The organism is Pseudomonas sp. GL-RE-29 (genome assembly GCF_019947275.1).
In the GTDB taxonomy this organism is placed as follows: domain Bacteria; phylum Pseudomonadota; class Gammaproteobacteria; order Pseudomonadales; family Pseudomonadaceae; genus Aquipseudomonas; species Aquipseudomonas fluorescens_A.
On the sequence record NZ_JAGYGD010000017.1, the window covers coordinates 37,227 to 63,900 of the forward strand.

22 protein-coding genes are annotated in these 26,674 nt (G+C 58.9%); 11 read left to right on the top strand and 11 right to left on the bottom strand.

The window, feature by feature from the left end; all coding sequences use genetic code 11:
- Positions 1 to 48: 48 nt before the first annotated feature.
- Genes KGB21_RS15650 through gnd form a run of 3 tightly spaced genes read right to left on the bottom strand, consistent with a single transcriptional unit; the run spans position 49 to position 3,367 of the window.
- Complete coding sequence (locus KGB21_RS15650) at positions 49 to 870, bottom strand: HAD family hydrolase (protein ID WP_223505620.1); 822 nt, start codon at positions 868 to 870, stop codon at positions 49 to 51.
- A complete protein-coding gene (gene zwf / locus KGB21_RS15655) occupies positions 867 to 2,390 on the bottom strand; it encodes a glucose-6-phosphate dehydrogenase (protein ID WP_223505621.1) in 1,524 nt (507 codons plus the stop codon). Before zwf ends, KGB21_RS15650 begins: the two co-directional genes overlap by 4 nt.
- The gene (gnd, locus tag KGB21_RS15660) at positions 2,387 to 3,367 is read right to left on the bottom strand and encodes a phosphogluconate dehydrogenase (NAD(+)-dependent, decarboxylating) (protein ID WP_034146608.1); all 981 of its coding nucleotides are present in this window, start codon (positions 3,365 to 3,367) and stop codon (positions 2,387 to 2,389) included. The genes zwf and gnd overlap by 4 nt, the downstream gene beginning before the upstream one ends.
- 274 nt (positions 3,368 to 3,641) lie before the next feature.
- Between gnd and KGB21_RS15665 the strand changes: the two genes are divergently transcribed.
- The 4 genes from KGB21_RS15665 to KGB21_RS15680 all read left to right on the top strand — a co-directional run bounded on the left by KGB21_RS15665 (position 3,642) and on the right by KGB21_RS15680 (position 8,561).
- Positions 3,642 to 3,818, top strand: coding sequence for a DUF6026 family protein (locus tag KGB21_RS15665; protein ID WP_223505622.1), 177 nt, complete (start codon positions 3,642 to 3,644; stop codon positions 3,816 to 3,818).
- A 199-nt stretch (positions 3,819 to 4,017) separates the two neighbouring features.
- Positions 4,018 to 5,763 carry a phosphoethanolamine transferase CptA gene (locus KGB21_RS15670; RefSeq protein WP_034146609.1) on the top strand — a complete coding sequence of 582 codons (1,746 nt, stop codon included), beginning with the start codon at positions 4,018 to 4,020 and terminating at the stop codon, positions 5,761 to 5,763.
- A gap of 235 nt (positions 5,764 to 5,998) precedes the next feature.
- On the top strand, positions 5,999 to 8,239 hold the full coding sequence (locus KGB21_RS15675) for a TonB-dependent siderophore receptor (RefSeq protein WP_223505624.1): 2,241 nt from the start codon (positions 5,999 to 6,001) through the stop codon (positions 8,237 to 8,239).
- A gap of 106 nt (positions 8,240 to 8,345) precedes the next feature.
- Entirely contained in the window at positions 8,346 to 8,561 is a 216-nt protein-coding gene (locus KGB21_RS15680; protein ID WP_034146611.1) for a hypothetical protein, read from the top strand.
- Positions 8,562 to 8,692: 131 nt separating this feature from the next.
- Here the strand turns inward: KGB21_RS15680 and KGB21_RS15685 are convergent, their stop codons facing one another.
- The 3 genes from KGB21_RS15685 to zapE form a co-directional block, all read right to left on the bottom strand.
- Complete coding sequence (locus KGB21_RS15685; protein WP_223505626.1) at positions 8,693 to 9,184, bottom strand: GNAT family N-acetyltransferase; 492 nt, start codon at positions 9,182 to 9,184, stop codon at positions 8,693 to 8,695.
- 163 nt (positions 9,185 to 9,347) lie between these two features.
- Positions 9,348 to 9,929 (bottom strand): DinB family protein, encoded by a 582-nt coding sequence (locus KGB21_RS15690; protein WP_223505628.1) that lies wholly within the window; start codon positions 9,927 to 9,929, stop codon positions 9,348 to 9,350.
- A 19-nt stretch (positions 9,930 to 9,948) separates the two neighbouring features.
- The gene (zapE, locus tag KGB21_RS15695; RefSeq protein WP_223505630.1) at positions 9,949 to 11,067 is read right to left on the bottom strand and encodes a cell division protein ZapE; all 1,119 of its coding nucleotides are present in this window, start codon (positions 11,065 to 11,067) and stop codon (positions 9,949 to 9,951) included.
- Positions 11,068 to 11,237: 170 nt separating this feature from the next.
- Here zapE and KGB21_RS15700 point away from each other — a divergent pair, with 170 nt between their 5' ends.
- Positions 11,238 to 12,290: an aldo/keto reductase gene (locus KGB21_RS15700; RefSeq protein WP_223505631.1), complete on the top strand. Its 1,053-nt coding sequence runs from the start codon at positions 11,238 to 11,240 to the stop codon at positions 12,288 to 12,290.
- 98 nt (positions 12,291 to 12,388) lie between these two features.
- Here KGB21_RS15700 and speB read toward each other — a convergent pair whose 3' ends face one another.
- Complete coding sequence (gene speB / locus KGB21_RS15705; protein WP_034146615.1) at positions 12,389 to 13,348, bottom strand: agmatinase; 960 nt, start codon at positions 13,346 to 13,348, stop codon at positions 12,389 to 12,391.
- Between the two features lie 13 nt (positions 13,349 to 13,361).
- Positions 13,362 to 14,453, bottom strand: a complete 1,092-nt coding sequence (locus tag KGB21_RS15710) for a polyamine ABC transporter substrate-binding protein (protein ID WP_034146616.1) — start codon at positions 14,451 to 14,453, stop codon at positions 13,362 to 13,364.
- A gap of 101 nt (positions 14,454 to 14,554) precedes the next feature.
- On the opposite strand from KGB21_RS15710, the gene KGB21_RS15715 reads away from it, so the two are divergent.
- The 3 genes from KGB21_RS15715 to KGB21_RS15725 all read left to right on the top strand — a co-directional run bounded on the left by KGB21_RS15715 (position 14,555) and on the right by KGB21_RS15725 (position 17,711).
- Entirely contained in the window at positions 14,555 to 15,448 is an 894-nt protein-coding gene (locus KGB21_RS15715; RefSeq protein WP_223505633.1) for a LysR family transcriptional regulator, read from the top strand.
- A 260-nt stretch (positions 15,449 to 15,708) separates the two neighbouring features.
- Positions 15,709 to 17,181, top strand: coding sequence for a nucleobase:cation symporter-2 family protein (locus KGB21_RS15720; protein WP_034146712.1), 1,473 nt, complete (start codon positions 15,709 to 15,711; stop codon positions 17,179 to 17,181).
- Positions 17,182 to 17,240: 59 nt separating this feature from the next.
- Positions 17,241 to 17,711: an LEA type 2 family protein gene (locus tag KGB21_RS15725; RefSeq protein WP_223505635.1), complete on the top strand. Its 471-nt coding sequence runs from the start codon at positions 17,241 to 17,243 to the stop codon at positions 17,709 to 17,711.
- 13 nt (positions 17,712 to 17,724) lie between these two features.
- Here the strand turns inward: KGB21_RS15725 and KGB21_RS15730 are convergent, their stop codons facing one another.
- Positions 17,725 to 18,648 (bottom strand): carbon-nitrogen hydrolase family protein, encoded by a 924-nt coding sequence (locus tag KGB21_RS15730; RefSeq protein WP_223505637.1) that lies wholly within the window; start codon positions 18,646 to 18,648, stop codon positions 17,725 to 17,727.
- Between the two features lie 84 nt (positions 18,649 to 18,732).
- Between KGB21_RS15730 and KGB21_RS15735 the strand changes: the two genes are divergently transcribed.
- Complete coding sequence (locus KGB21_RS15735) at positions 18,733 to 19,641, top strand: LysR family transcriptional regulator (RefSeq protein WP_223505639.1); 909 nt, start codon at positions 18,733 to 18,735, stop codon at positions 19,639 to 19,641.
- Positions 19,642 to 19,659: 18 nt separating this feature from the next.
- On the opposite strand, the gene KGB21_RS15740 is transcribed toward KGB21_RS15735, so the two are convergent.
- Positions 19,660 to 19,914, bottom strand: coding sequence for a hypothetical protein (locus KGB21_RS15740; protein ID WP_223505641.1), 255 nt, complete (start codon positions 19,912 to 19,914; stop codon positions 19,660 to 19,662).
- A 163-nt stretch (positions 19,915 to 20,077) separates the two neighbouring features.
- Between KGB21_RS15740 and KGB21_RS15745 the strand changes: the two genes are divergently transcribed.
- Complete coding sequence (locus KGB21_RS15745; RefSeq protein ID WP_034146622.1) at positions 20,078 to 20,395, top strand: YqjD family protein; 318 nt, start codon at positions 20,078 to 20,080, stop codon at positions 20,393 to 20,395.
- Between the two features lie 105 nt (positions 20,396 to 20,500).
- Here the strand turns inward: KGB21_RS15745 and KGB21_RS15750 are convergent, their stop codons facing one another.
- On the bottom strand, positions 20,501 to 21,541 hold the full coding sequence (locus KGB21_RS15750; protein ID WP_223505643.1) for an Ldh family oxidoreductase: 1,041 nt from the start codon (positions 21,539 to 21,541) through the stop codon (positions 20,501 to 20,503).
- 241 nt (positions 21,542 to 21,782) lie between these two features.
- On the opposite strand from KGB21_RS15750, the gene KGB21_RS15755 reads away from it, so the two are divergent.
- Positions 21,783 to 26,597 carry a DUF6543 domain-containing protein gene (locus tag KGB21_RS15755; RefSeq protein WP_223505645.1) on the top strand — a complete coding sequence of 1,605 codons (4,815 nt, stop codon included), beginning with the start codon at positions 21,783 to 21,785 and terminating at the stop codon, positions 26,595 to 26,597.
- Positions 26,598 to 26,674 lie beyond the last annotated feature (77 nt).

The following is a 26,674-nucleotide window of genomic DNA, read 5'->3' on the forward strand; positions in this document are numbered from 1 at the left end:
TAGGAGCTGCCGCAGGCTCGGGCCGCGTTCGGCAGCTCCTACAGGGGTTCAGCGTTTGAGGATATATCGCTCGATCGCCTGAGCCGCCCCGTCTTCGGTGTTGGCACCCGTCACCACATCAGCCTGGCGTTTCACTGCCTCCTCGGCCTGCCCCATGGCAATCGACAACCCGGCGCGATGGAACATGGCCGGGTCGTTACCACCGTCGCCCATGGCGGCTGTCTGCTCCAGCGGCACGCCGAGATATTCGGCCAGTGTGGCCAGCGCCTCACCTTTGTTGGCCTGCATCGCGGTGACGTCCAGATAAACCGGTTGCGAGCGTGAGACCTGGGCCTGCCCTTCCACTTTAGGCAACAGCTGCGCCTCCAGCTCAACCAGCAATTGCGCGTTGTTGCTGGCCGCGACGATTTTGTCGATGCGTGCAAGAAAAGGTTCGAAGCTTTCAACCGTCACCGGCGGGTATCCCAAGCCGTGCTGTTCCCTTGGCACCATCGGGCCGCACGGATCTTTCAGCAGCCAGTCGCCGCCACTGAACACCCAAACCTCGATGCCCGGTTGATCGGCAAACATCGCCAACGTAGTCAGCGCAGCAGTGACGGGCAAGTAATGCGCGACCAGCAGACTGCCATCCGGGTTTACCAGGGTGCCGCCATTAAAGGCGGCTGTCGGCAAATCGACACCCAGCGCTTCGATGGTCTGCAACATGGCTTTGGGTGGCCGGCCGGCAGCCAGGCTGAACAGCACGCCGGCTTCGCGCATCGAACGGACCGCGTCAATGGTGCGCTGGCTGAGGGTGTGGTCAGGCAACAATAACGTGCCGTCCATGTCACTGAGCAGCAAGCGAATAGGCAGTTGCTTCAGTTCACTCATCCGAGGCCGTGCCAGACGCGACCGTCGCGAGCCAGCAATTCTTCGGCAGCTTGCGGTCCGTTTTCACCGGCGGCATAGCCCTGCACACTCGCATCCTGCTGCCAGGCGTCGAGGAACGGTTGCACGGCGCGCCAGCCGTTCTCGATGTTGTCGGCACGCTGGAACAGCGTCTGGTCGCCGGTCAAACAGTCGTAGATCAAGGTTTCATAGCCGGTGGATGGCTGCATCTCGAAGAAGTCTTTATAGGCAAAGCCCAGTTCGATGTTGTCCATCTTCAGGGCCTGGCCAGGCCGTTTGGCCAACAGGTCGAACCACATGCCTTCGTTGGGTTGAATCTGGATACGCAGATACGTCGGCGCCAATTCATCAACTTCGGTATCCCGGAACTGCGCATACGGCGCCGGTTTAAAGCAGATGACGATCTCGGTGTCGCGCACGCTCATGCGCTTGCCGGTACGCAGGTAAAACGGCACGCCGACCCAGCGCCAGTTGTCGATCATGACTTTCAGGGCGACGTAGGTTTCGGTATTGCTGTCGGGCGCCACCTTGTCTTCCTGGCGATAACCCGGCAGTGGCTTGCCATCGACGTCGCCAGCGGTGTACTGGCCACGAACCGAATTGGCCCGCGCCTCCTCAACCGACCAGGGTCGAATCGCACCCACGACTTTGGCTTTCTCGCCGCGAACCGCATCAGCGCCGAACGCGGCCGGTGGCTCCATGGCGACCATCGCCAGCAACTGGAACAGGTGATTGGGCACCATGTCCCGCAGGGCGCCGGTGTGTTCGTAAAAACTGCCACGGGTTTCCACGCCGACGGTTTCGGCGGCGGTGATTTGTACGTGGTCGATATAGTGGTTGTTCCAGAACGCTTCGAACAGGCTGTTGGAGAAACGGCTGACCAGAATGTTCTGCACGGTCTCCTTGCCCAGGTAGTGATCGATGCGATAGATCTGCTTTTCCGTCATCACCTTGAGCAAGCAGGCGTTCAAGGCTTCGGCGGTTTGCAGATCAGAGCCGAAAGGCTTTTCGATGACCACCCGGCGGAACGCGTCGGGGCTTTCTTCGAGCAAGCCGGACGCGCCGAGACGTCGCACCACTTCACTGAAAAATCGCGGCGCGGTGGCCAGGTAGAACACCGCATTGCCAGTGCCGCTGTCGGCGATTTTCGCCGCCAGCGCTTGATAAGTGCTGTCGTCCAGGAAGTCGCCCTGGACGTAGCTGATGCCTTTGGCGAGGTTGGCCCACACGTCCGGATCAAGGGACTGATCGCCCTTGCCGACTTTGGCGGCCACCTCGTTGCGGATGAAGTCTTCGAGTTTTTTTGCGAAGCCTTCATCGCTGATGGCGTTGTGGTCAACGCCGATGATCCGCAGTCCATCCCCGAGTAAACCGTCGCGCTTGAGGTTGTACAGCGCCGGCATCAGCAGGCGCTTGACCAGATCACCGTGGGCGCCGAACAGAAACAGCGTGGTGGGTGGCGCGGGTTCAGTCTTGGATTTTCTGCGGATCCCATGAGTCATTTTTTCGGAGTCTCCACGTGGCCGCCGAAGCCGAAACGCTGGGCAGAAAGAACCTTGTCGCCAAACGTGCCTTGCCCACGCGAACGGTAGCGCGAGAACAACGAGTTCGACAGCACTGGCACCGGAACCGCTTGCTCCATGGCCGCTTCGATGGTCCAGCGCCCTTCACCGCTGTCCGCAACCGATCCGGAGAAGCCGTCGAGTTTCGGATCGCTGGCCAGGGCGTCGGCGGTCAGGTCGAGCAGCCAGGACGAGACCACGCTGCCACGACGCCAGACTTCGGCGATGTCGGCGACGTTCAGATCAAAACGCTGGTCTGGCGGCAGAATCTCGCTGGACTTGGTTTTCAGGATGTCGAAGCCTTCGGCAAAGGCTTGCATCATTCCGTACTCGATGCCGTTGTGGATCATCTTGACGAAATGCCCGGCGCCCGCAGGACCGGCGTGGATGTAGCCGTGCTCGGCACGATCATCATCGGACTGGCGGTCCTTGGTGCGCGGAATGTCACCCATGCCCGGCGCCAGGGTCTTGAACAGCGGATCAAGACGAGTAACGGTCTCGGCATCGCCGCCGATCATCATGCAGTAACCGCGCTCCAGGCCCCAGACGCCGCCGGAGGTACCGACGTCGATGTAGTGCAGGCCTTTTTCCGCGAGGGTTTTCGCCCGGCGGATGTCGTCCTTATAGAACGTGTTGCCGCCGTCGATGATGGTATCGCCGGCTTCGAGCAAGGTGCTCAGGGTGTCAATGGTCTCTTCGGTCGGTGCGCCTGCCGGCAGCATGACCCATACCGCACGCGGCTTGGCCAGGCCGGCGACCAGGGCCGGCAAATCGGCAACGCCGGTGGAACCCTCAGCAGACAAGGCTTCGACGAAGGCGGTATTGCGGTCGTACACAACGGTGGTATGCCCGTTGAGCATCAGGCGCCGCGCAATATTACCGCCCATGCGGCCCAGTCCAATAATCCCGAGTTGCATGTGCTGATGCTCCCTACTACAAATAAATGTGTGTCAATGGTTATAGCCCAACGCGACTAATGAGGGTTAGTCCAGAGCGTTGGCATGAAGTTTCCGGGCATTGTGCCCGATCCTGATTGATAACGTCGGGAATCGTGCCGAAGACACAACGACCATGAAAAATAAAAAAGTTCCCTTCGGGGGCAAAAGAAATCAAAATTGGCGCCGATAGTAGATTAGCCTCTGATTTCGGAAGCAGTCCTACAGTTGAGACACGCCATTTGCGAGGTGAGCAATGGGCACAGTACACACCGCACTGCCAGCACAAACCCTTTACGTCACTATCCGTCGCGACGAGTTGCGCCAGTTGAAAGACGAGCGCGATCAGTTGAAGCAAGAGCTTGCTCAACTGCGCTTGCTGGTCCAGGGCCAACAGCCCTTACCGGTGACCCAACGCGCTCCCCACGCCTGACGCTCCTCGCTTGAATCGGAAGCAGCCGTTCGCTGTTTCCGATACGCCATCGTTCCTTGCCTACGCTACAACTCACAAAGTTTTCACATTCCCTTGTTGATACTCCGGTTCCTTGTGGCCGCTCGGTTTCCGTGCGCCATCCGTTCGTCGGTGACTTCGGTGGCCTGACGGTGGAAGTGAATATTGGCTGGAGCGTGGAATGGCTTGGTTTAAACGCAGCGAGACGTCTGCGAAGGGTTTCGATTGGGCAGGGTTTCTCTGGTTGTTCCTGTTCTTCTGGTATTTTTCCGGTATCACCCAGCTGCTGATTCAACTGACGGGAACCTCCGGCTTTACCGGATTCCGCCAGGCATTTGTGATGAGTGCTATCTGGCTTGCGCCGATGCTGTTGTTCCCCAAACAAACACGTGTCATGGCGGCGCTGATTGGCGTGGTGCTGTGGGCTTGCTCCATGGCCAGCCTGGGTTACTTCTTCATCTATCAGCAGGAATTCTCCCAAAGCGTCATCTTCATCATGTTCGAGTCGAACGTGTCTGAAGCCGGCGAGTACATGACCCAGTACTTTGCCTGGTGGATGGTGCTTGCCTTCCTCGCTCACACAGCCTTTGCCTACTTCCTGTGGACACGCTTGCGCCCGGTGTACCTGCCTCGCGGCCAGGCACTGGTGGCTGCAACGGCCATTGTGGTGGCGGTGATCGGTTATCCGCTGGTCAAGCAAACACTGCGTACCGGCAATTTCGCCGACGGCTTCGAGAAGTTCGAAACCCGCATCGAGCCGGCAGTGCCGTGGCAAATGGCCGTGGCTTATCACCGTTATCTGGACACCCTGGCCGGCATGCAGGACATGCTCGACAGCGCCAGCAAAATCCCGCCGCTGCACAACCTCAAGGACTCGATGGCCAACCAGCCCGCAACCCTGGTGCTGGTGATTGGCGAATCCACCAACCGTCAGCGCATGAGCCTGTACGGCTATCCTCGGCAAACCACCCCGGAACTGGACAAGCTCAAGGATCAACTGTCGGTCTTCGACAACGTCATCACCCCGCGCCCCTACACCATCGAGGCGTTGCAACAGGTGCTGACGTTTGCCGACGAGGATAATCCCGAGCTGTACCTGTCGACGCCGTCGCTGGTCAGCATGATGAAACAGGCAGGTTACAAGACCTTCTGGATCACCAATCAGCAGACCATGACCAAGCGCAACACCATGTTGACGACCTTCTCCGAGCAGGCCGACGAGCAGGTGTACCTGAACAACAACCGCAACCAGAACGCCGCCCAGTACGATGGCGACGTGATCGAGCCGTTCAACAAGGCGCTGGCCGACGCTGCACCGCGCAAGCTGATCGTCGTGCATTTGCTCGGCACGCACATGAGCTACCAGTACCGCTATCCGTCGACCTTCGACAAGTTCAAGGACCGCAACGGCGTACCGGCGGGGGTGCGTGACGATCAACTGCCGACCTACAACAGCTATGACAATGCGGTGCTGTACAACGACTTCGTGGTCTCGAGCCTGATCAAGGATTACGCCAAGACCGACCCGAACGGCTTCCTGCTGTACCTCTCGGACCATGGCGAAGACGTTTTCGACTCTGCGGGTCATAGCACCCTCGGGCGGAACGAAAACAAACCGACGGCGCCGATGTACACCATTCCGTTCATGGCCTGGGCCTCGCCGAAATGGCGCGAAACCCATGACTGGAGCTTTGCCGGGGATCTGGGGCGGCCGTACAGCAGCTCGCATCTGATCCACACCTGGGCGGACCTGGTGGGCCTGAGTTTCGATGAACTGGATCGCAGCAAGAGCGTGGTCAGCGACAGCTTCAAGCCACGGCCATTGCTGATCGGCAACCCTTACGAGCGTCAGCAGCGGCCATTGATTGATTTCAGCCTGATCAAGCCCAAAGGGGCGCCAGTAGTGTCTGGAGTCGTTCAACAGTAGTTCTGATACAACGCAAAACCTGAGGGAGCGAGCCTGCTCGCGATAGCGGTAGATCAGTCAACATCAATGCTGACTGTTCCGACGCTAATCGCGAGCAGGCTCGCTCCCTCAGTTGTTTTGGGTTGTAGGAAACTTCGCAAGATAATAATTATTCTCGTTTAAGCCTAAATCCCTCTCCCCTCCTTCGTCTTTGAACAAACGGAATTTTTCCATCGACGACAAGGAGTCGGCTGCGATGTTCGCGCCTATCACCCGTTCCATGACTTTTACCCTCGGCCTGTTCAGTGTCGCTTTCAGCCCGGATTTGCTGGCTGAAACCGATCCTGAAAAAACGCCGCTGCCCACCACGCTCATGCTCGGCGCCACCAACGTGACCGCCCGGAATCTGGGCAGCACCACCGAAAACACTGATTCGTACACCACCGGCGCCATGAGCACGGCCACCCGCCTGCCCCTGTCGATCAAAGAAACACCGCAATCGGTGTCCGTCGTCACTCGCCAGCAAATGGACGACTTCAAACTCGGCACGTTGTCCGAAGCCATGAGCCAGACCACCGGGATTGTGGTGCAGCACAACGACTCGGATCGGGTCAGCTATTCCTCCCGCGGTTACACGATCAACAATTTCCAGATCGACGGGATGTTGAATACCTTCAGCTACATGAAGTCCGATTCCGACACCATCATCTACGACCGCATTGAAGTGGTACGCGGGGCCACCGGCCTGACCACGGGCGCGGGCGACCCTTCGGCCACCATCAACATGGTGCGCAAACGTCCGACCACGCAGTGGGAAGCCAAGACCGGCGTCAGTGGCGGCAGCTATGACGATTACTACAGCTATCTCGACGTTGGCGGTCCTCTGGCTTTCGATGGGCGCCTGCGCGGGCGCGGCGTGGTGGCCTACCGTGACAGCGATTCCTACCGGGATAAATACCAGCAGCAGCGGGAAGTCGGTTACGGAGTGCTCGAAGCCGACCTGACCGATGACACCGTACTGGCCGTGGGTTACGACTATCAGAACAAGCATGTGCAAGGCACGTCCTGGGGCACCGTGCCGTACTGGAACGCCGACGGCAGCAAGGCCAACCTTGGACGCTCGACCAACATGGCGACGTCCTGGAGTTCCTGGCCGCTCAAGGACAAAACCGCATTCGCCAACATCGATCATCAACTGGGCGGCGGATGGCAGCTCAAAGCCGCGTACACCCATCGCGAGAGCGATACCGACGGCAAGATTTACTACGCCGGTGGCGGCTTTCCGGAAGCTGATCGCAGCGGCATGGTTGCCAACGTCAGCCACATGATCGGCACGCAAAAGATGAAAGCCTATGACTTCAACGTGTCCGGTCCCTACACGCTGTTGGGCCGCGAACACGAAATGATGGTCGGCTATGGCGAAGCCGAACGCAGCGAAGAAAGTCCCTACACGCAAGACGGTCCAAGAGCCGCGGATTACGAAAACGTCCCGGACTGGAAATACATGGGCAACATCGGCAAGTTTCCCGACACCGTCACCCGCCTGACCGGAGCCAAGGACAGCACCCGGCAAAAGGCCGGCTACCTGGCCACACGCCTGACCCTCACCGATGAGATTCACGCCGTACTCGGCAGCCGCTACGGCAGCTGGAAAGCGTCGAGCACGACCAACAGCTATGACGACAACTTGCAGCTGAGCGGCGTCGACCACAGCAGCCAGCAACACAACGACATGTGGACGCCTTACGCCGGGCTGCTTTACGACCTGACCCCGGAGTACACCGCTTACGTCAGCTACACCGACATTTTCAAACCGCAAACCAACCGCGACAGCAGTCGCAAATACCTGGAACCGGTGGTGGGCAGTAACTATGAACTGGGTCTCAAGGGCAGCCTGCTGGAGGAACGGCTCAACCTTGCCACGGCGCTGTTCTGGAGCAAGCAGGACAATGTCGCGGAACTCGACGACTCGGTGCCGCCGGACCCGGTCACTGGTGAGGAGTTCTACACGTCAGGTGGCAAAGGCAACAAGGTCCAGGGTTTCGAAGCTGAATTGTCCGGCGAGGTTTTGAGCGGCTGGAACATGACGGCCGGCTACACCTACACCCACTCGGTCAACGGCGAAAAGGAACGCACCAACACCAACCAGCCGTTGAACATGTTCCGCTTCTCCACGGCGTATCACCTGCCCGGCGAATGGCAGGCGTTAACCGTGGGTGCCGCAGTGAACTGGCAGAGTGACGTCTACCGTAGCGCCAACCGCCCAGTGGGACGTCGCGCCGATGGCAGCGTGATCACCGAACGCACGGACATCGAGCAAGAGGCCTACACCGTGGTCAACCTGATGTCGCGCTACGAATTCGACCAACACCTCTCGGCGTCGCTGAACATCAACAATCTGTTCGACAAGAAGTATTACGACAACGTCGGTTTCTACAACGGTGTGTATTGGGGCGACCCGCGCACGGTGACCCTGAGTCTGGACTGGAAACTCTAAGGGTTATTCATTCCCATTTAACGGAATCGGCGGATAATGTGCGCTCGACATCGATTCATTGGTTCATGGACGAAAAGCATCCGACCGCTGTAGTGGGAGGCACACCATGAAACGCACCACGTTGATCCTCGCCGTCCTGATGACATTCGGCTCCGCCAGCGCTTTTGCCGAAGGCGGGGCCGAACGCATGCGCTACTACTACGAAACCCTGCGTTACAACCAGCAACTGGCCTTGGGCAACATCACGCAAAGTCAGGCGACGGAATTGCGAGTCCCGGACGACCAAACCGCGCAAATGACCGAATCCTACAGACCGAAATGATGGTTACACCGCTGATTGCCTTTCTGTAGGAGCGAGCCTGCTCGCGATGGACTCAAGGACAACGAGGGGTATCTGATGCCCCGCGTCACCGTTGACCTCCATCGCGAGCAGGCTCGCTCCTACAGTCAGGATTAAAGCGCCTTGATCCAGAACATCATGCGCCCGTGCGCCGGGTCGAACTCGCCCGGGGCAAAGCCGAACTTACCATAGGACGCCTGCGCCACCGCATTGCCTTCGAGCACTTCCAGGGTGATTTTGCAGCAGCCGCGCTGGCGGGCAATCTCTTCGACTTTCTGCAGCATGCGCTGGCTCAGCCCCAGTCCGCGAAACTTCGGCACTACCGCCACATCGTGCACGTTGACCAGCGGCCGGCAGGCGAAGGTCGAAAAGCCTTCGAAGCAATTGACCAGCCCGGCCGGTTCGCCGCCGACGAAGGCCAGCACACTGAACGCATGGGGACGCTTGGCCAGTTCACCCGGCAGGTGCTCCAGCACATTGGCCGGCAAAGAATGACCGCCACCCATTGGATCTTCGGCGTAACTGTTCAATACCAGGCCAATGGCCTCGGCATGCACCGGATTGGTGTAGCTGGCCTGAAGCACAAGAATTTCTGCGAAATCCATTTCCATCCTCGATTACACATTAGGTAGCCCCAGTACGTCACTCGCACTGGAAAGCGTGGCGAACATATCGCGGGCGTGGTTGTGCCGACAAGCCTTGAAGATCAAAAGATCGCAGCCTGCGGCAGCTCCTACAGGGGATTTGTGTAGGCGCTGACCTTTACTCTTAATGCCCCCAAACCAAAGCTTCGGTCCATCCCAGCTCGGCAAAATCCTCTGCCCGCAGCCGCGACTCACCCGCGCAAAAAAACTCGTCCAGTTGCGGCGGCTTGACCGAGGTGCCACTGAGCATCGCGTGGACCTGCCCCCGATGATGGATCTGATGCTCGAACAGGTGCGACAGCAGGCGCAAGCGGCTGTCGTATTGCGGCGTGTCGCGGGCGATGGTCACGACTTTGCCGAGGTCGGCATCGCGCATTTGCTCGCAATAGGCAATCAAGCGTCGGTCCACCTGGGCCTGTTCGCGCTTGAGGTCGATCGCTTGGCTGAACGGCTCATCGTCCTTGAAGAACACGTAACACTCGGGATGCGGATCATCGCCGCGCAACTCGCGCTCAAGGGCATCGACGTAAAACCAGTCGCACGTCAGGATGTGGTTGAGTGTTGCCCTGAGGCTGGGAAAGAAGCTGACTCGAGGCGCTACCAATTCATCCTGGCTCAACTGACACCAGGCCTTGGCCAGTCGGTGATTGGCCCATGCGTTCTGGTAGGCCATGGTCAACAAATGGTGAGACAGAGGTTGATTCATCTTCACGCCTCCTGGGATTTCACGCCTCGGCGAAACGCTGCAACTGCATTTCCTGAAGGCGGCTGAGGGTGCGGCGGAACGGAAATTCCAGGTAGCCCTCGGTGTAGAGCGAATCCATGGGCACCTGCGCTTCGAGGTACAGCGGCACTTTGCGGTCGTAGCACTCGTCGACCAGGGCGATGAAACGCCGCACTCCGTCGTCATGCACCGACAACTGCGGCAACTCGCGGTCACCGGCGACGACTCGCTCGACCCCGTCTTCAGTGCCCCGAGCGATACGCCCTTGCCGTTTTTGGGCGCTGAGGTTGGGTACGTCACTCAACAGAATAGCGCTGAAGGTGTCGCACAGGGCCATGAAATCCATCGCGGCAAAGGGCTGCTCGCAGAGATCGGCGTAACGACACCACAGCACTTTCTGGCTGGCCTGCAGCACATTGAGCGAACGGAAACCCACCTTGATCGGTTCGCTGGAAACCGCTTGGCCAACGGTCAGCACTTTGAACACGTCATCCAGTGCACTGGGCTGTCCCGGCGCGGCGACCCAGTAACGCTGCAAACCCTGGCCCGGATGCAAACGATGATCTTCCCCGCCGTCCACCGCGATCACCTGCATGTGCTGCTTGATCGCGACGATCGCCGGCATGAAACGGTCGCGGTTGAAGCCGTCGGCGTACAACTGATCGGGCGGCAGATTGGAAGTACAAACCACCACCACGCCCTGCTCGAACATCACCTGGAACAGGCGCCCGAGAATGATCGCGTCACCAATATCATTGACGAACAACTCATCGAAGCAGAGGACGCGCACTTCTTCGCTCAGTTCGTGGGCCAAGGCCTTTAGCGGGTCGGCGGTACCGGTCAGCTGAAATGAACGTTGGTGCACCCAACCCATGAAATGATGAAAGTGCTGACGCCGGGCCGGCACCCGCAGGTGTTGGTAAAACTGGTCCATCAACCAGGTTTTGCCGCGCCCGACCGGGCCCCAGAGGTAAACGCCCATGATCGGCGTCCGTCCCTCATGCAGTGCCTCGTGGCACTTCTGCAACGCCCAGACGGCATGTTCCTGGGCCTCGTCCTGGACGAAGCCCTTTTGTTCGATGGCGTGTTGCCAGGCGCTGAGTGGGGAGTCGACATTCATGCGCGGCAGTATGCCACCGCTCAACCGTGCCTTTCAGTGAAATGTCCGTCAGTCGCCTGCTTTTCAGCGAAGGGAAAAGCGCCTTGACGCTAGATATTATTGGCATCATATTTAATACATGTTGCCAAACATTTAAATCACGCCTCAGCGTTCCCTTCAGGAGTTATCCCATGCATTACAAAGTCTTTGGCCGTAAAGCCGGCTTGCGGGTTTCCGAACTGGCATTGGGCGCCGGCAACTTCGGCACCGGTTGGGGCCATGGCGCTGAGCGTGACGAAGCCAAGCGTATCTTTGATGGCTACCTGGAGGCTGGCGGTAACTTCATTGACACCGCCAACGGTTATCAGGGTGGTCAATCGGAAGCGATGCTCAGCGAGTTCATCACCGCCGAACGCGATCACCTGGTCATCGCCAGCAAATACACCTTAGGCACCACGCCGGCAGCGGGCATCTCCCACACCGGCAACAACCGCAAGAACATGGTTCGCGCCGTGGAAGAGAGCCTGAAACGGTTGAACACTGATCATCTGGACCTGTTCTGGGCGCACATGAGCGATGGCGTGACGCCGATGGAAGAGATTCTTCGCGGTTTCGACGATCTGGTACGCGCCGGCAAAATCCACTACGCCGGACTGTCGAACTTCCCCGCCTGGCGCATTGCTCGCGCCGATCTGCTCACCGAAGTGCGCGGTTTCGCGCCGATTGCGGCGATTCAGGTCGAGTACAGCCTGGCCGAGCGCACCGCAGAACGCGAACAATTGCCCATGGCCGAAGCGCTGGGCCTGGCCGCGACCTTGTGGTCACCGCTGGGTGGCGGCTTCCTCACCGGCAAATACCGCAACAGCGAAGGCGATAATCGCGCAAGCAAACTGGGGATGCTGGTTCACGCGGAGAAAAGCGCCCGTGAAACCGCCCTGCTCGACACCCTGCTGGCCGTTGCCGCAGAACTGGACGCCAGCCCGACCCACGTGGCCATCGCCTGGCTGCGGGAAAAAGCCAAGCGCTCGACCACAACGCTGATTCCAATCCTTGGCTCGCGGACCCGTGAACAACTGGATGCGACCCTGGGGGCGTTGAATGTGCAATTGGGTGTTGAGCAGTTGGCGCGGCTCGATGGGATCAGCGAAGTGGCGAAAGGCGTGCCGCATGAATCCATTGAAGGCTCGTTTGCGCGGTTTAGCGGGGGTGTAACGCTGGACCTGCCGAAAATCCCTGTGGCCTGAAAAAGCATCGCGGGCAAGCCCGCTCCCACAGGATTGACGCTATCCCTGTGGGAGCGGGCTTGCCCGCGATGGCGCCGGTAGACTCACCGCGATCGGCGTTACCGATCAACCTTATGCTTCGCCGCATAAAGGCACAGCATCTCCATCGCCAACGTCGCCGCCGCCAGCGAGGTAATTTCCGCACTGTCATAGGCCGGCGCCACTTCCACCACGTCCATGCCCACCAGATTGATCCCGCGCAACCCACCGAGAATCTCCAGCGCTTGCACCGTGCTCAAGCCACCGCACACCGGCGTTCCGGTGCCTGGAGCGAAGGCCGGGTCGAGGCAGTCGATATCGAAGGTCAGGTACACCGGGTTGTCCCCGACCCGTGCGCGAATGGCTTCGACAATCGCATCAATCCCACGCCGATGTACCTGCCGTGCATCCAGCACCTGGAACCCCTGATGATCGTCATTGGTGGTGCGCAAGCCGATCTGCACCGAGCGTGACGGATCGACCAGGCCTTCCTTCGCCGCATGCCAGAACATGGTGCCGTGATCGATGCGCTTGCCCTCTTCGTCCGGCCAGGTGTCGCTGTGGGCGTCGAAGTGAATCAGCGACAATGGACCATATTTACGCGCATGAGCCTTGAGCAGCGGATAGGTGATGAAGTGATCGCCGCCGAAAGTCAGCATCGCGCTGCCGGCATTGAGGATGTGCTCGGCGTGAGCCTCGATACATTCCGGTGTCGACTGCTGCGAACCGTAATCGAAGTCGCAGTCACCGAAGTCGACCACTGCCAGATGATCGAACGGATCGAAGGTCCACGGCCAATGACGCTCCCAGGCGATCCCGGCGGAGGCGGCCCGGATACCGCGCGGCCCGAAACGCGCACCGGGGCGGTTGCTGGTGGCGGTATCGAACGGCACACCGCTGACCGCGACGTCGACACCGCGCAAGTCACGGCTGTAGCGACGGCGCATGAAACTGGTGATGCCGGCGTAGGTGCTTTCGGCGGCAGTTCCGTAAAGGCTGTCACGGGTGATGGCTTGATCGTTCTGCATCGGCACGTCCATCTCGGGTTCCTTATTATTGGCGGGTACGGAATGTGGTCCACACGCGGGTGCGCTGGCGCATGTCCTTGAGGCTCATGCTGCGGTCGGCGTACAAGCGATCACGCACATCGGCGGGTGGGTAAATGTCCGGATCAGTGCGCACCGCCTCGTCCACCAGTGGCGTGGCGGCCTGATTGGCGGTGGCAAAGAACAAAGTGTTGGTCAGTGCCGCAACCGATTCGGGACGCAACATGAACTCGATGAACTGGCGCGCGGCTTCGGGGTGTGGCGCGTCCTTTGGGATCGCCAGGTTGTCCTGCCACACGAGGGTGCCTTCCTTGGGAATCCGGTAGGCAATTTCGTAGGGTTTATTGGCCTTGCGCGCCTGATCCGCGGCCAGGCTCGTATCGCCGTTGTAAGCCAGGGCCAGACACACGCTGCCGTTGGCCAGATCGTTGATCTGCCGCCCACTGGCGACGTACAGCACCGAAGGCTGCAACTGATGCAACAGCGCTTGCGCCGCGTCGAGATCATTTTTGTCGGTGCTGTAGGGATCCTTGCCCAGATAGTGCAACGCTAGGCCGATTACTTCTTGCGGCGAGTCAATGATCGCAATGCCGCAGTCTTTCAGTTTGCTGGCGTATTCCGGTTTGAACAGCAGATCCAGGCTATTGAGCGGCACGTTCGGCAGACGCTGCTGTACCGCTTCGACATTCAACCCCAGCCCCAGGGTGCCCCACGTGTAAGGCACGCCATATTGATTGCCGGGATCAACGGCCGCGAGTTTCTCCAGCAGGTCCGGGTCCAGATTGGCGTAGCCCTTCAGGCCATCGTGCGGAATGGCTTTCAGCGCACCGGCCGCCAAACCGCGGGCCAGGACACTGGACGACGGCACCACCACGTCATAGCCGCTGCCGCCCGTGAGCAGTTTGGTTTCCAACACTTCCGGTGCATCGAAAGTGTCGTAGCGCACGTGAATGCCGGTTTCCTGCTCGAAACGCTGCAAGGTTTCGGGCGCCACGTAGTCGGCCCAACTGTAGAGGTTGACGACTTTTTCCTCGGCCTGGGCCGTTGCGGCCATGGCAAGGAACAGCGCGGGTAAACACAGCTTGAACGAGGGAGCCATGACGAACACCTGACCAGAGGAAGTGGTGGCAGGATGCGTCGTCGGATACATTGGTGAAATATCAAGTTAATTAACCTGACATTACCCAGGAGTAATGTTTGATGCTCGGTCAACTCCACGATCTGGATCTGCAACTGTTGCGCCTGTTTGTCAGCGTCGTGGAATGCGGCGGCTTCAGCGCGGCCCAGGGTGAGCTGGGCCTGAGCCAGTCGAGTATCAGCCAGCAAATGGCCAAGCTCGAAACCCGCCTCGGCTATCGCTTGTGCAGTCGTGGCAAGGGCGGATTCAGGATCACGCCCAAGGGTGAACAACTGCTCAGCGCCACACGTAGCCTGTTCGACTCCATTGAAGCGTTCCGCCATCAATCCAACGGCGTGGCCGGACGCTTGATCGGTGAGGTGCGCCTGGGGCTGTCCGAAGCGTTGGACCAATCGGTGTTGCAACAGGTGGCCGAAGCGATCCGGCGCTTTCGCGAGCGCGATCAGTCGGTGCGCATCGAGTTGATCAGCGCCATGCCGGGGGACATGGAACGCTTGCTGTTGCAACAGCGGCTGGACCTGGCCATCGGCTATTTCTCGCAAGTGCAAAGCGCCTTTGACTACCGCGAACTGTTCACCGAAACCCAGCATCTGTATTGCGCCCCCGGCCATCCGCTATTCACCGATGACGCGCCGGATGACCAGGCGCTGCAAGCCTGCGACCGGGTTGATCACCCTTATCGCTTTCTGCGCAGCGACGAACCATTCCAGGGCAAGTTGTGTTCGGCGCGCTCGGAACAGGTGGAAGGCACCCTCGCCTTCATTTTGTCCGGAAAACATGTCGGGTATTTGCCGAATCACTTCGCTCGCAGCTGGGAAGACAAAGGCCTGCTCAGGGCCGTGCGGCTCGACAACATGAGTTTCGACGTCACGTTTCACCTGGCCCGCCATCGCGCCCAGGTGCCGGGGGATGCGCAGAAGGCATTTGAAGAGGATTTGCTAGAAGCATTTTCGTGAACTACCGAGATCTCTGTGGCGAGGGAGCTTGCTCCCGCTCGATTGCGCAGCAGTCGTAAAACGGGGACATGCGGTTTGACTGAAAAGACGTGATTGCAGGTTTTGGGGCCGCTGCGCAGCCCAGCGGGAGCAAGCTCCCTCGCCACAGAGGTTGGTGCAGCGTCGATATTGCGCAGTTCCAGTCATTGCCCTCAATTCACACTGCTGGCATCCTGCGCCTCCATTTTCTGACCCCGGCCCGCCCTCTGGCCCCCACAACCATGACTGTCTCTGAAAAACCTCCTGCCTCGCGCCACAGTGACCTGATCTACGGCCTCAACGACCGTCCGCATCTCACCGCCACGGTCTTCGCCGCCCTGCAGCATGTACTCGCCAGTTTCGTCGGCATCATCACCCCGACGCTGATCATGGGCAGCGCCCTGGGTCTGCAAAGCGAAATCCCCTACCTGATCAGCATGGCGCTGTTTGTTTCGGGCCTGGGCACCTTCGTACAGGCGCGGCGTTTCGGTCCGGTGGGTTCCGGGTTGCTGTGTCTGCAAGGCACCAGTTTCTCGTTTATCAGCGTGATTCTCAGTGCCGGGTTCATGGTCAAGGCGCGGGGCGGCGGCACTGATGAAATTCTCTCGACGATTTTCGGTGTGTGCTTCTTCGCGGCGTTCATTGAAGTGGTGCTGAGCCAGTTCATCGGCAAGCTGCGGATGCTGATTACACCTGTCGTGACCGGCACGATCATCACGCTGATGGGCCTGTCGCTGATCAAGGTCGCCATGACCGACATTGCCGGCGGATTCGGCGCGGTGGACCTCGGCGCAGCCAGTCATCTGGGCCTGGCGGCGCTGGTGCTCGGGACTATCGTGGTGTTGAACCGAGTGGATGTGCCGTTCCTGCGTCTTGGCGCAATTGTTATCGGCCTGACCCTCGGCTACGTGGCGGCCTGGTTGATGGGCCACGTCGACTTCGCCAGCCTGCCCGCCGTGCCACTGATGAGCGTGCCAGTACCCTTCAAGTACGGTTTCTCTTTCGATTGGGTGGCGTTCGTGCCGGTGGCGGTGATTTTCCTGGTGTCGCCGCTGGAAGCCGCAGGCGACTTGACCGCCAACTCGATGATTTCCCGGCAGCCGGTCAAAGGCCCGGTCTACATTCGCCGGATCAAATCAGGGTTGCTGGCTGACGGTCTCAACTCGGCCATGGCTGCCGTGTTCAACAGCATGCCAATGGTGACCTTCGCGCAGAACAACGGCGTGATCCAGCTGACCGGCGTTGCCAGCCGCTACGTAGCGTTTTTCATTGCCGGGCTGTTGGTGGTGTTGGGGTTGTTCCCGATGATCGGCGCGGTGCTGCAACTGATGCCGAAACCGGTGCTCGGCGGCGCCGAACTGGTGATGTTCGGCACCGTGGCGGTAGCCGGGATCAAGATCCTCGCCGAAGCCGGCCTGCATCGGCGCAACATGCTGATCGTGGCTATTTCCATCGGCATGGGCCTGGGTGTCGCAGCGGTGCCGGAAGTCCTGCGTGAGCTGCCAAAGGCGTTGCACAACATTTTCGAATCGCCCATCACCGTCGGTGCGCTGTGCGCAATCGTTCTGAATATCTTCCTGCCTGAAGAGTTCATTGAGCTGGAAGAAGACGATTTCGATCCGGAAGCCTCGATCCTTCAGGTCATGGAAAACCCGGATGTCCCGACCAAGGGTGAACCCGCGACCCCCGTGGCGGTCGCACAATTGAACCGCTAAACCACGCTCAAGGACTGAGCCGCCGGCGGTTCAGTCCTTTTTCCTAAGAGTTCACGCCCATGCGCAGTATCCACGCGGTCATCCTTTCCCTGCTGTTGCTCAGCTTGAGCGCCTGTGCGGTCTACCCCAACAACGATCCGCTGAACATCAACGTGGTCGACATCCTGCCGCTGCAAAGCCAGGACATGGAAGTACGGTTTGCGGTGAAGATTCGCGTGCAGAACCCCAATGGCACCAGCGTCAACTACAACGGTGTGGCGCTGGACCTTGAGATCAACGGCCATCCCTTTGCCTCCGGTGTCAGCGATCAGTCGGGTTCCATTGGCCGATACTCGGAAACGGTGTTGAGCGTGCCAGTCAGCGTGTCGGCGTTTTCGGTGTTGCGGCAAACCTATGGCCTGACCCAACTGCAGACCCTGAACAACATGCCCTACCTCCTGCGCGGCAAACTGGCGGGAGGGTTGTTCGGTACGCGGCGCTTCATGGACAGTGGCAAGCTCAGTTTGTCAGTGCCCACTATCGCCAAATAAACTCCTACAGGGGTTATGTGTTGAAGCGGACGCCGGGTTTGGCGCGTTCATCCACTGTCAATTCGAAGATGTCAGGGCGGGCGTAGTGACCGACGACGTCATAGTCGTATCGCGCGCGAATCAGGTCATCCGTGTCGATTTCAGCCGTGAGCAACCCCGCCTCGTCGCGCAACGGTCCGGCCAGAATGTCGCCCATCGGCCCGATGATCACGCTGCCGCCCGCAATCAGCGGTCGCTCGGCCGGCCAGTTGGCGATGTCCACGCCCAAGGCTTGCGGGGAATCCTGGACCTGACAGGCGCTCACCACGAAGCAGCGCCCTTCATGGGCAATGTGGCGCATGCTCACCTGCCACATCTCACGCTCATCCACCGTCGGCGCGCACCACACCTCCACGGCTTTGGCGTACATCGCGGTGCGTAGTAGCGGCATCATGTTTTCCCAACAGACCACCGCACCAATCCGTCCAACTTGACTGTCGATCAATGGCAAAGTCGAGCCATCGCCCTTGCCCCAGATCAAGCGTTCGGTGCCGGTCGGCATCAACTTGCGGTGCTTGCCGACCAGTCCCGCCTGCGGGTCGAAATACAGCGCAGTGCAGTACAAGGTGCTTCCCGCGCGCTCGATAACACCGAGTACCAGATTGGCGCCGGTGCGCGCGGACAACCCGGCCAATGCTTCGGTTTCCGCGCCGGGCACGTCGATGGCGTTGGCGAAATAACGGGCAAAGGCTTCGCGTCCTTCCGGTAACCGATAACCCAATTGCGTGCCGAAACCCTCACCTTTTGGATAGCCGCCGAGCAGCGCTTCAGGCATCACCACCAGTCCGGCGCCGTGCTCGATGATCTCGCTTTCATACGACAGGATCTGCTCCAGGGTCTCGGCCTTGCCACCGGGCAAAGCGCCAATTTGCAGCGCAGCAACGATAGATTTGGACATCGCGGTAACTCCGTTGGCATCAGGTATTGCTCATTCTCAAGCGCCACGGGATCATGAATAAAGCCCCGTCCACTGCTGAATGATATGAACCAAATGAATATCACCGACATTGACCTCAACCTGCTGAAAGTCCTCGAAGCCCTGCATGAAGAGTCCAGCGCCAGCCGCGCCGCGTTGCGTCTGGGCGTGACGCAATCGGCGGTCAGTGCGGCATTGCGGCGGTTGCGCGAAGTGTATGGCGATCAGTTGTTCGTGCGCACTGGGCGTGGGCTCGCGCCAACGCTCAAGGCCAATCAATTGAAACCGGTGGTCAGTGAGGCGCTGAACAAATGCCGGCAGAGCCTGGCGATGGTCGACCCGACTGCCCATCACTACGACGGCCGCTCCGTCACGGTGGGCATGTCGGATGATTTCGAAATTGCCTACGGTCGGCGATTGATCGAAGAAATTGCTCGCTGCGCGCCGAAGTTGCGGCTGATCTTTCGCCAGACCCACAGCCAGATCGTCGCCCAGGCCTTGATGGAACGCAGCATCGATCTGGCGATCAGCGCCGGCGGGTTTGCCGAGCGTTTGCTCAGCCGTCAGGTGCTGGGTGAAGGAAATTACTGGTGTCTGGTCGATCCGCGTAGTCTGAGCGAGGGACAGCAGACCATCAGCCTTGAGGAGTTCGTCGCGCGCGAGCACATCCTGGTGTCGTCGGGCGGTTTTATCGGCATCACCGACGAGGGCTTGGCGGCAATAGGCTTGAGTCGGCGGGTCTGTGCCTCGACCACACACTTTGCAGCGTTGCCGCATTTGCTCAAGGGCAGTGACGCAGTGGCGACCATTCCGGCGCATGCGGCGCGAAGCATCGCGGCACTCACTGGTTTGGCGCTGCTGCCCTGCCCTCTGGCCTTGCCGCGCTACCCGATCGAACTGGGCTGGCGTACCAGCACCCAGCTCGATCCGGTGGTGTTGAAAGTGCGTGAGGCGATCGTCGCAAGCTTTCTGTAGGAGCTGCCGCAGGGGGATTTATTTGTTGGCGGCCATCAGGCGATTGACTTCACTGCGCACCATGTTCGAGAACTCCGGCGGCGACATGCCATCCAGTTCGGCACGGACCCACTCGGCCCATTTGCCTTTGCGCTTGGCGCGCTCACCAAACAACCGTGCGGCCTCGCCCTTGGCTTTGCCCAAGTTGTTTTGCCAGAGTTCGAACAGACGGGATTTCTCGTCCTCAAGCGCAGCGCGCTCGGCAAGGGGTTTGTCGGCCAGATTGAAGCTCATGGGAATTTCCTGCTGCGTAAAATAGGCGACATCTTACACTGTAGGACGAATCGTCCTGCTCTGGATTTCTTCGGAAGTGGGCCGACGTGCGAAATCGCTGCAACTTTTTCAAGTGCGGCGGACTCCATTGTTCACTGTCCACTTAACTGCAAGGAGTACTTCAATGGCCCGTAGAACCGCCGCACAGGCTGCCGAAGAACAAATCAAGGACCAAGCCTTCAGCGAATTGCAGGCTCTGATCGAAGAGTCGGAAAAACTGCTCAAAAGCAGTGCCTCACTGGTCGGTGAGGAAGCGGAAACACTGCGTGGGCAAATCGCCCTGAAACTCCAGCAAGCCCGGGACTCGGTGACCAGCGTCCGTGACCGTACCAAACCAGCGGTCGAAGCCACTGAGTCGTACATCGGCGGACATCCTTGGCAAACCGTGGCTGTGTCGGCTGGGTTCGGACTGGTGGTCGGATTGCTGCTGGCACGCCGCTAATCCACACCCACAAATTTGTACGAGCCGGCTTGCTGGCGATTGCGTTCTTGAGGACGCCATCGCCAGCAAGCCGGCTCCTACAGGGTGAGAATTGCCTGCGCAAATTCAGAGCCCAGCCAATTCCCGCAGATCCGCCAACGTCTGTTCATCCAGCTCAATACCATTGGTTTGCGACTTGGCGCGCTGATGATGGCGACGATCACCCGGCAAGCGCTTGAGCCCCACGCCGTGCATCTGCCGGACCAGTTCCTGACTACGCTCGGCAAAACTCTGGCCAGCGGCTTTGTTCGGATCAATCACAATCAGCAGCTGACCGGTCCACGGTGTCTTCGCGCCGGGATGGTTTTTCCAGTCGAACTCGAACGAAAAATTCCCGCCAGTCAACGCCGCCGCCAGTAGCTCGACCATCATCGACAGCGCCGAGCCCTTGTGACCGCCGAATGGCAACAACGCACCGCCTTCGAGAATCGCTTTCGGGTCCTGAGTCGGCTGACCGAGGCCATCCACCCCCATGCCCGGTGACAGACGTTCGCCCTTGCGCGCAGCGATCTGCACGTCGCCATGGGCGATGGCGCTGGTAGCCAGGTCGAAAACAATCGGATCACCGTCGGCCCGAGGCGCGGCGAAAGCAATCGGATTAGTGCCGAACAGCGGTCGATCCGCGCCGTGGGGCACCACGCACGTCATGCTGTTGACCACGCTGAGCGCGACCAATCCTTCGTAGGCGAAAGGCTCGACGTCCGGCCACAACGCCGCGAAATGGTGCGAGTTTCGAATCGCCAGTACCGCGATGCCCGCACTGCGGGCCTTTTCTACCAGCAACGAGCGTGCAGCGGTGAGGGCTGGTTGCGCAAAACCGTTCTGGGCATCGACCCGGACAAACCCCGAAGCCACATCCTCGACCACCGGCACAGCCTGGCCATTGACCCAGCCGCTCTTGAGTGTCGACACATAACCGGGGATACGGAACACACCGTGGCTGTGGGCGCCGTCGCGCTCGGCGCCGGCGCAGTTTTCGGCCAGCACCCGAGCGACGTCGGCCGAAGTGCCGTGACGCAGGAATATCTTCTCAAGCAATGCCGTCAACTCAGCGAGGGACAGGTTTTGCGAGACAACAGTAGACACAGAATCGTGTGGCGCAGACATCTGAAGCTCCAGACTAATTATTGGAGGGGGCAACAGCGTACGTAGAGCGCCGATTAACAACGCGCGACGAGCAGCCTGTCAACTTTTAGATGAGCCAAAACGCGGGCCAATGCGCTGCAGCTTTCACAAACACTCATAGAATGGGCACTAACTATCTACCACCTTCACCCGTCCGACGCTTTTTAGTCTTGAGACTCAACTCATAGGCGCATTCATCAGCGCCCCCGATAGAGACTCGACGATGCCCACACCTCCCCTGTTTTTCCTCGAGGCCTTGCAGTCTCCCGGACTCTGGAACGACCTCGGCAAAACCCACGGGCTGACGCAAAAGGATTTCGAATGTCTCGCTCATGTGGAACTGGCCACCCAGACTTTGCGCGGCCAACAGACGCCACCGATGCTCGCTGAAAAAATCCTGCTCAATGCGCAGGGGCTGCAAGCGACTCCCCTCGCTGGCAGCTTTGTATTGAGCCCCACCCCGGAAACCGACGGGATCATCGTCTACACCCCGTACGGTGGTATTCAGAAGTACCACAGTCGCACAGACTTGACTGAACAGCTGGGGCAGAGGCTGAACGAGGCGGACGAAGACGACGCTCTGCTGGCGCTCATGTCGCTGGCCGAGCGCAAAGCCCTGGCAGCCAGCCACAACATCCGGGTGACCTATCAGGACATCGAGGCCGACGTATTCGAGGACCAGAGCGCTGCGATCGCACACAACCAGAAACTGAATGATCAAGCCATGCTGGTGGAGTTGCTGAAACTGCCCACCCTCGCCTCGTTGCTCAACGCCCTGCTGGACGAGTTGCTGCAGTCGTCCTTTCCAGGACTGGATCAAAGCAAGACTCAAGTCAATTTCTACACCTTGGCAGCCGCGGAGAATGCCAGCCAGGAAGGTGCTTCGACCCGGCATTGGCACAGTTCCCTGACACTGAGCGAAGCGGTGCTGCGTTACTACCGTCATCAACGCTGGCTAACCGGGCAGACTCATGAGTTCTCCCATCCTAAAAGAAAGCCCGACAACAGCGACCAGCAACAGTGGGAAAGCGCGGTCCAGACGGCTTCCCGCACACTGATCAGCCTGCTTTTCAAAGCACTGGAGAACTACTGGGACACAGCCGCCGTGGATGGCGCATCGCGCCGTGCGTTTTTCAGCCGGGCGATCCGTGAAAAGGCACGCGCCGATCTCCTACTCAGACGCGAGGCTGGCATCATCAGCCCCGATCAAAGCATGGCCTTGCACGCAATGATTCAGCCGACCACAACGGGTACCAGACGCCCGACGCTGGAAACCGTGCGCCTGTGGCAACGCGAGGCTGATTATGTCGAGCTGGCGGGTTCACTGATGATCAGCCACACCAATGCTTACCTTTACACCCCAAGCCAAGGGCTTCAGGTGCTGAAGGACTATCAAGACCTTAAAGCCACGTTGCTGAGCAAGTTCAGCGCGGCCGGCCACGAGGATGAACTGTACGGTTTGCTGACACTGGAAGAACGTAACCGCTTTCTTGGCTTCCAACAGCCGCATGTCTCAGGGGAAGCCATTTCCGGCTCCATTTTCGAATCCCTGTTCGAGGCGATCATTACCAAACAACGACAAAACATCGAATATGCCCTGCAGGTTTTTCGACACAGCGATGGCAACGTGAACATCCACGCTCTGTTCGACAAGGCACTGGACATACGCAGCATGATCAGCGAGCGCCTACTGACGTTCGATACCCTTGGGCGCTGGACGACGCGGCCGGTACTGGAGGGAAACCAACAACCCTCAATTGTGCGGGCTGACATCGCCGCCGCCTACGCAAAGACCTTCAGCGATATCGAAACCCTGCTCAGCGAAGAATTCTCGGCCCAACCGTTCTCCTCGCTGGCGTTGCAACAAAACTACCTGGAGCAGATAAAGCCCAAACTGGCCCACTCCCTTTCCGTCGGGATCCGTGGGGAAGCCAGCCTGCGGGTGCTCGATGGTACTTTGGGAGAATCCGACCAGGCGATAATCGATACGGTATTGGATCCCGACCACCAGGATCGCAACAACCGCCGCGCCTATAAAGGGTTTAGGCCTGATGCCTATTCACTGGTCCTTGAAAGTGCCGGGCAGCGAGAGTTGCTGCCCTTGGCCAACTGCGTACTGCTAACCGAACGTGGCGGGCTCGATCCCCAGCATTCGGGACGGGCCATCTTGTGGACCGGCGCAGCAGGGTTTGAGGTTTTTGGTTCGGTCAGCAGCGTAACCAAGGCACTGAATCACCGTTTGCTCGATTCTCGCCGGCGCCTGGAGATGCTGGAAAATCTCAGCCCCGCCCGGCGGAACCTCCACACGCGTTATTCCCTTGGGCCCCTTCAATTGATAGAAGGCAATATCCTGCAGCGACTTGCGCAGTTGTCAATTGAGCACTTTCTGGCCGCCTGCGAACTCATTCGTTCTGACAAGCTTGAGGAAGCCAAACAAAAAAAAGCGCTCAACGACCTGGTGAAGATGGGTATCGACACCAACTTGCGCAGAGCCAGGCAAATATCCAAGGCAATATCCCGCCAACAGTCCCTGCCCGCCTGGCTCGGCATGGCCCCGGTTGAAGAGCAGCAACTGCAATTCGAACTGTTGGAGCAATACCGCCACAGCGTTACCGATGACAAAGACTACCTGCACGGCATTCAACCGCTCTCGGAATACACCCACGACCGATTGAAGTCCCTGCTTGGCAGCCGATTCCCTGGAGAGTCGCTTTTACCCGACGAGATCGAAATCACGCCAAACCTGGCCTTGGCCGGGCCGTCTCGGTCCCTGACTGAGTTTGCGCTGAATCACATCAATATTGCTCAAGGCACCAGCTTCAAGATCACGTCGGCCAACACTAAAACGCTGCCTGAAGGACTGAACCAGGAGACCGTCCGGCAGCTTTTGCAGTCTCTGAACATCGAGAGTGACTATGCAAAGTCGGTCATCAGTAAATTGACCAGCACAGGTTCCGACGCGGACAGCCGCAAACTGCGTTTCTTCCAACAAGTGCCTTGGCAATTGTTACAACATGCCCACGCATTGAAATTGCTGCAACGGCTTTCCACGAGCGCCTTCGACCTGATCTGCCAGGTGCTGGACATGCCTGATGCGATTGCCCGTGCAGCGGTAAAAGGTGCCCACGCCATCGTCAGGCCGCTTGAGTTGCTCAAGACTGCGGGGGCCGCAGCCATTAAAGCCATCGGGCTTTATTTGATAAGCCCCGGCGCCGGACATTCCGGGTCCCACGTCCTGTATTCGCCTTACCACAGCGGTTCGATTTTCACCGAGTTCGAGAACGAGGCCGGTGTTGTTGCCGCGATAAATACGCCTGGGCCACTCCAGGATCTGGTTATTCGGCGCCTCCCCGAAAATCAACAATCGGTATTCACTAACCTGTTCAAGACGACTGTCGGAGAAGTGAGCGAACTCACCCTCGCGTCTTCGCCCATTGGCGGTAATCTGCTGAGCCAGTTGTACAGTGACAATGCCAGCCTTCTGGAGCAGTTACTCGGCAGTCGCACCGAAACGGCCGGACAGTCTGACTGGGAAGCGGCCAAACATCTGTTCAGCTCCGGCATCAAGCTGTTTTCCCATCTGCTCCCGGGCAAACTCGCTTATGTGCAGTTTTTGTGGCAGAGCTTCAAAGACTACGAAGACTCCGCCGAAGCATTGCAGGATCACCATTGGACACGGGCCTTGGAAAGTTTTATTGCCGGGACGGTGCAGATGGTTTCGCTGGGGCGCCTGTCGCTGGAGGAAGAGCTCGTGCCATCTGCGGAAACGACCGACACAGAGCCGGTCGCAACCAAGGTAACAGAACCACAATGGTCTCAACTCAAGCCGACTTCACCGGTGCGCACGTCATTACAGTCTTTTGAAACACCGACCATCGCCTTGAAAGACCTGAGTAAGGACAAGGACGATGAAACTTACCTCGATCCGGTCAGCAAACAACACTACGCCCCGATCGCAGGAAAAGTTTACCCCGTGGATAAACCCGGTGCGGTGTGGCAAATCCGCAACGCCAAACAGGACGGCCCCTCTCTTCTGAGCACATCGACCCGGAAAATGGTGATCGACCCCGACATGCATACCCTGCATTACGGAAAAGCCCTGTCAAAAATGCACAACCAATATGTGACCAGTCACGAGGTCACTCAAGTCCTGAACATCGAAGCGCGGGGCATGCAGGAAATTCGCGCCAATCACCCGGAAAAGGCACGCATGATCGTGCAGGCCATCGACATGGCACGCTATTACGCGTTCAACAGTTTGCACAATCTGGCACAGCAAAGTCGGCTCGTCCCAGGTACACGAATGGACACCTTCCTCAAGCGTTTTTTTGATATTGGCAGCGTTGACGCGGGTTTGATCGAAAAAATTAAAAAAGCCATCCTGCCTGTCTGTAACGCACTGGTTGACCCCAATGAAGATTTGATGAATACCGAGCGGTTTGTGGTCGGTTCAAACAAATATGCAACTTCCCCTATGATCGCTTTCGTCGTGGAGCGGGACTCAGGGAAGAATGTGCACTTCACCGAAAGGTTCTTCGACCAACAGCTCGATTGGTACAAGTCCTGTTTAACGGAACCGTTCAACGTCGATGGCCACAGCCAGGCCGCCACGCTGATTCATGAGTTCTCCCACCTTTTTTCAAAGACCGTGGACATTGCCACACTGGAGGCTCGTCGGCCATTCAGCGATCTCATCACGCCAATCACCGGATTCGGCCAAGCGATGAAGCGAACTCAGGTGGAATTCCAGCGAGAGGCGCTGTCCCTGGCGACACCACGGGAAGAACTGTTCGCTCGCTGGAATGACTCATTGCAAAAATGGGTCAGCCTGGATTCGATTCCAGGTTCGTACCACGTGGGTGAAGAAATTCTCAATGTCACTGGCGCCATGACAATGGCAGCGGCACGCGACGCCTTTTTGAGTTCGGAAAACCCTGACAAGCGAATCGACATCATTCTGCGCAATGCCGACTCGATTGCATTTCTGATCTGCGAAATGGGCCGGCAACTGGACCCGGTGCCTGCCTCTTCCACTTGAGCTTCATAAAAAAGTGCGCAGATCCGGGGATCTGCGCATGACTCTCTAGTCACGCACGTCATGAACTCTGCCCGGGT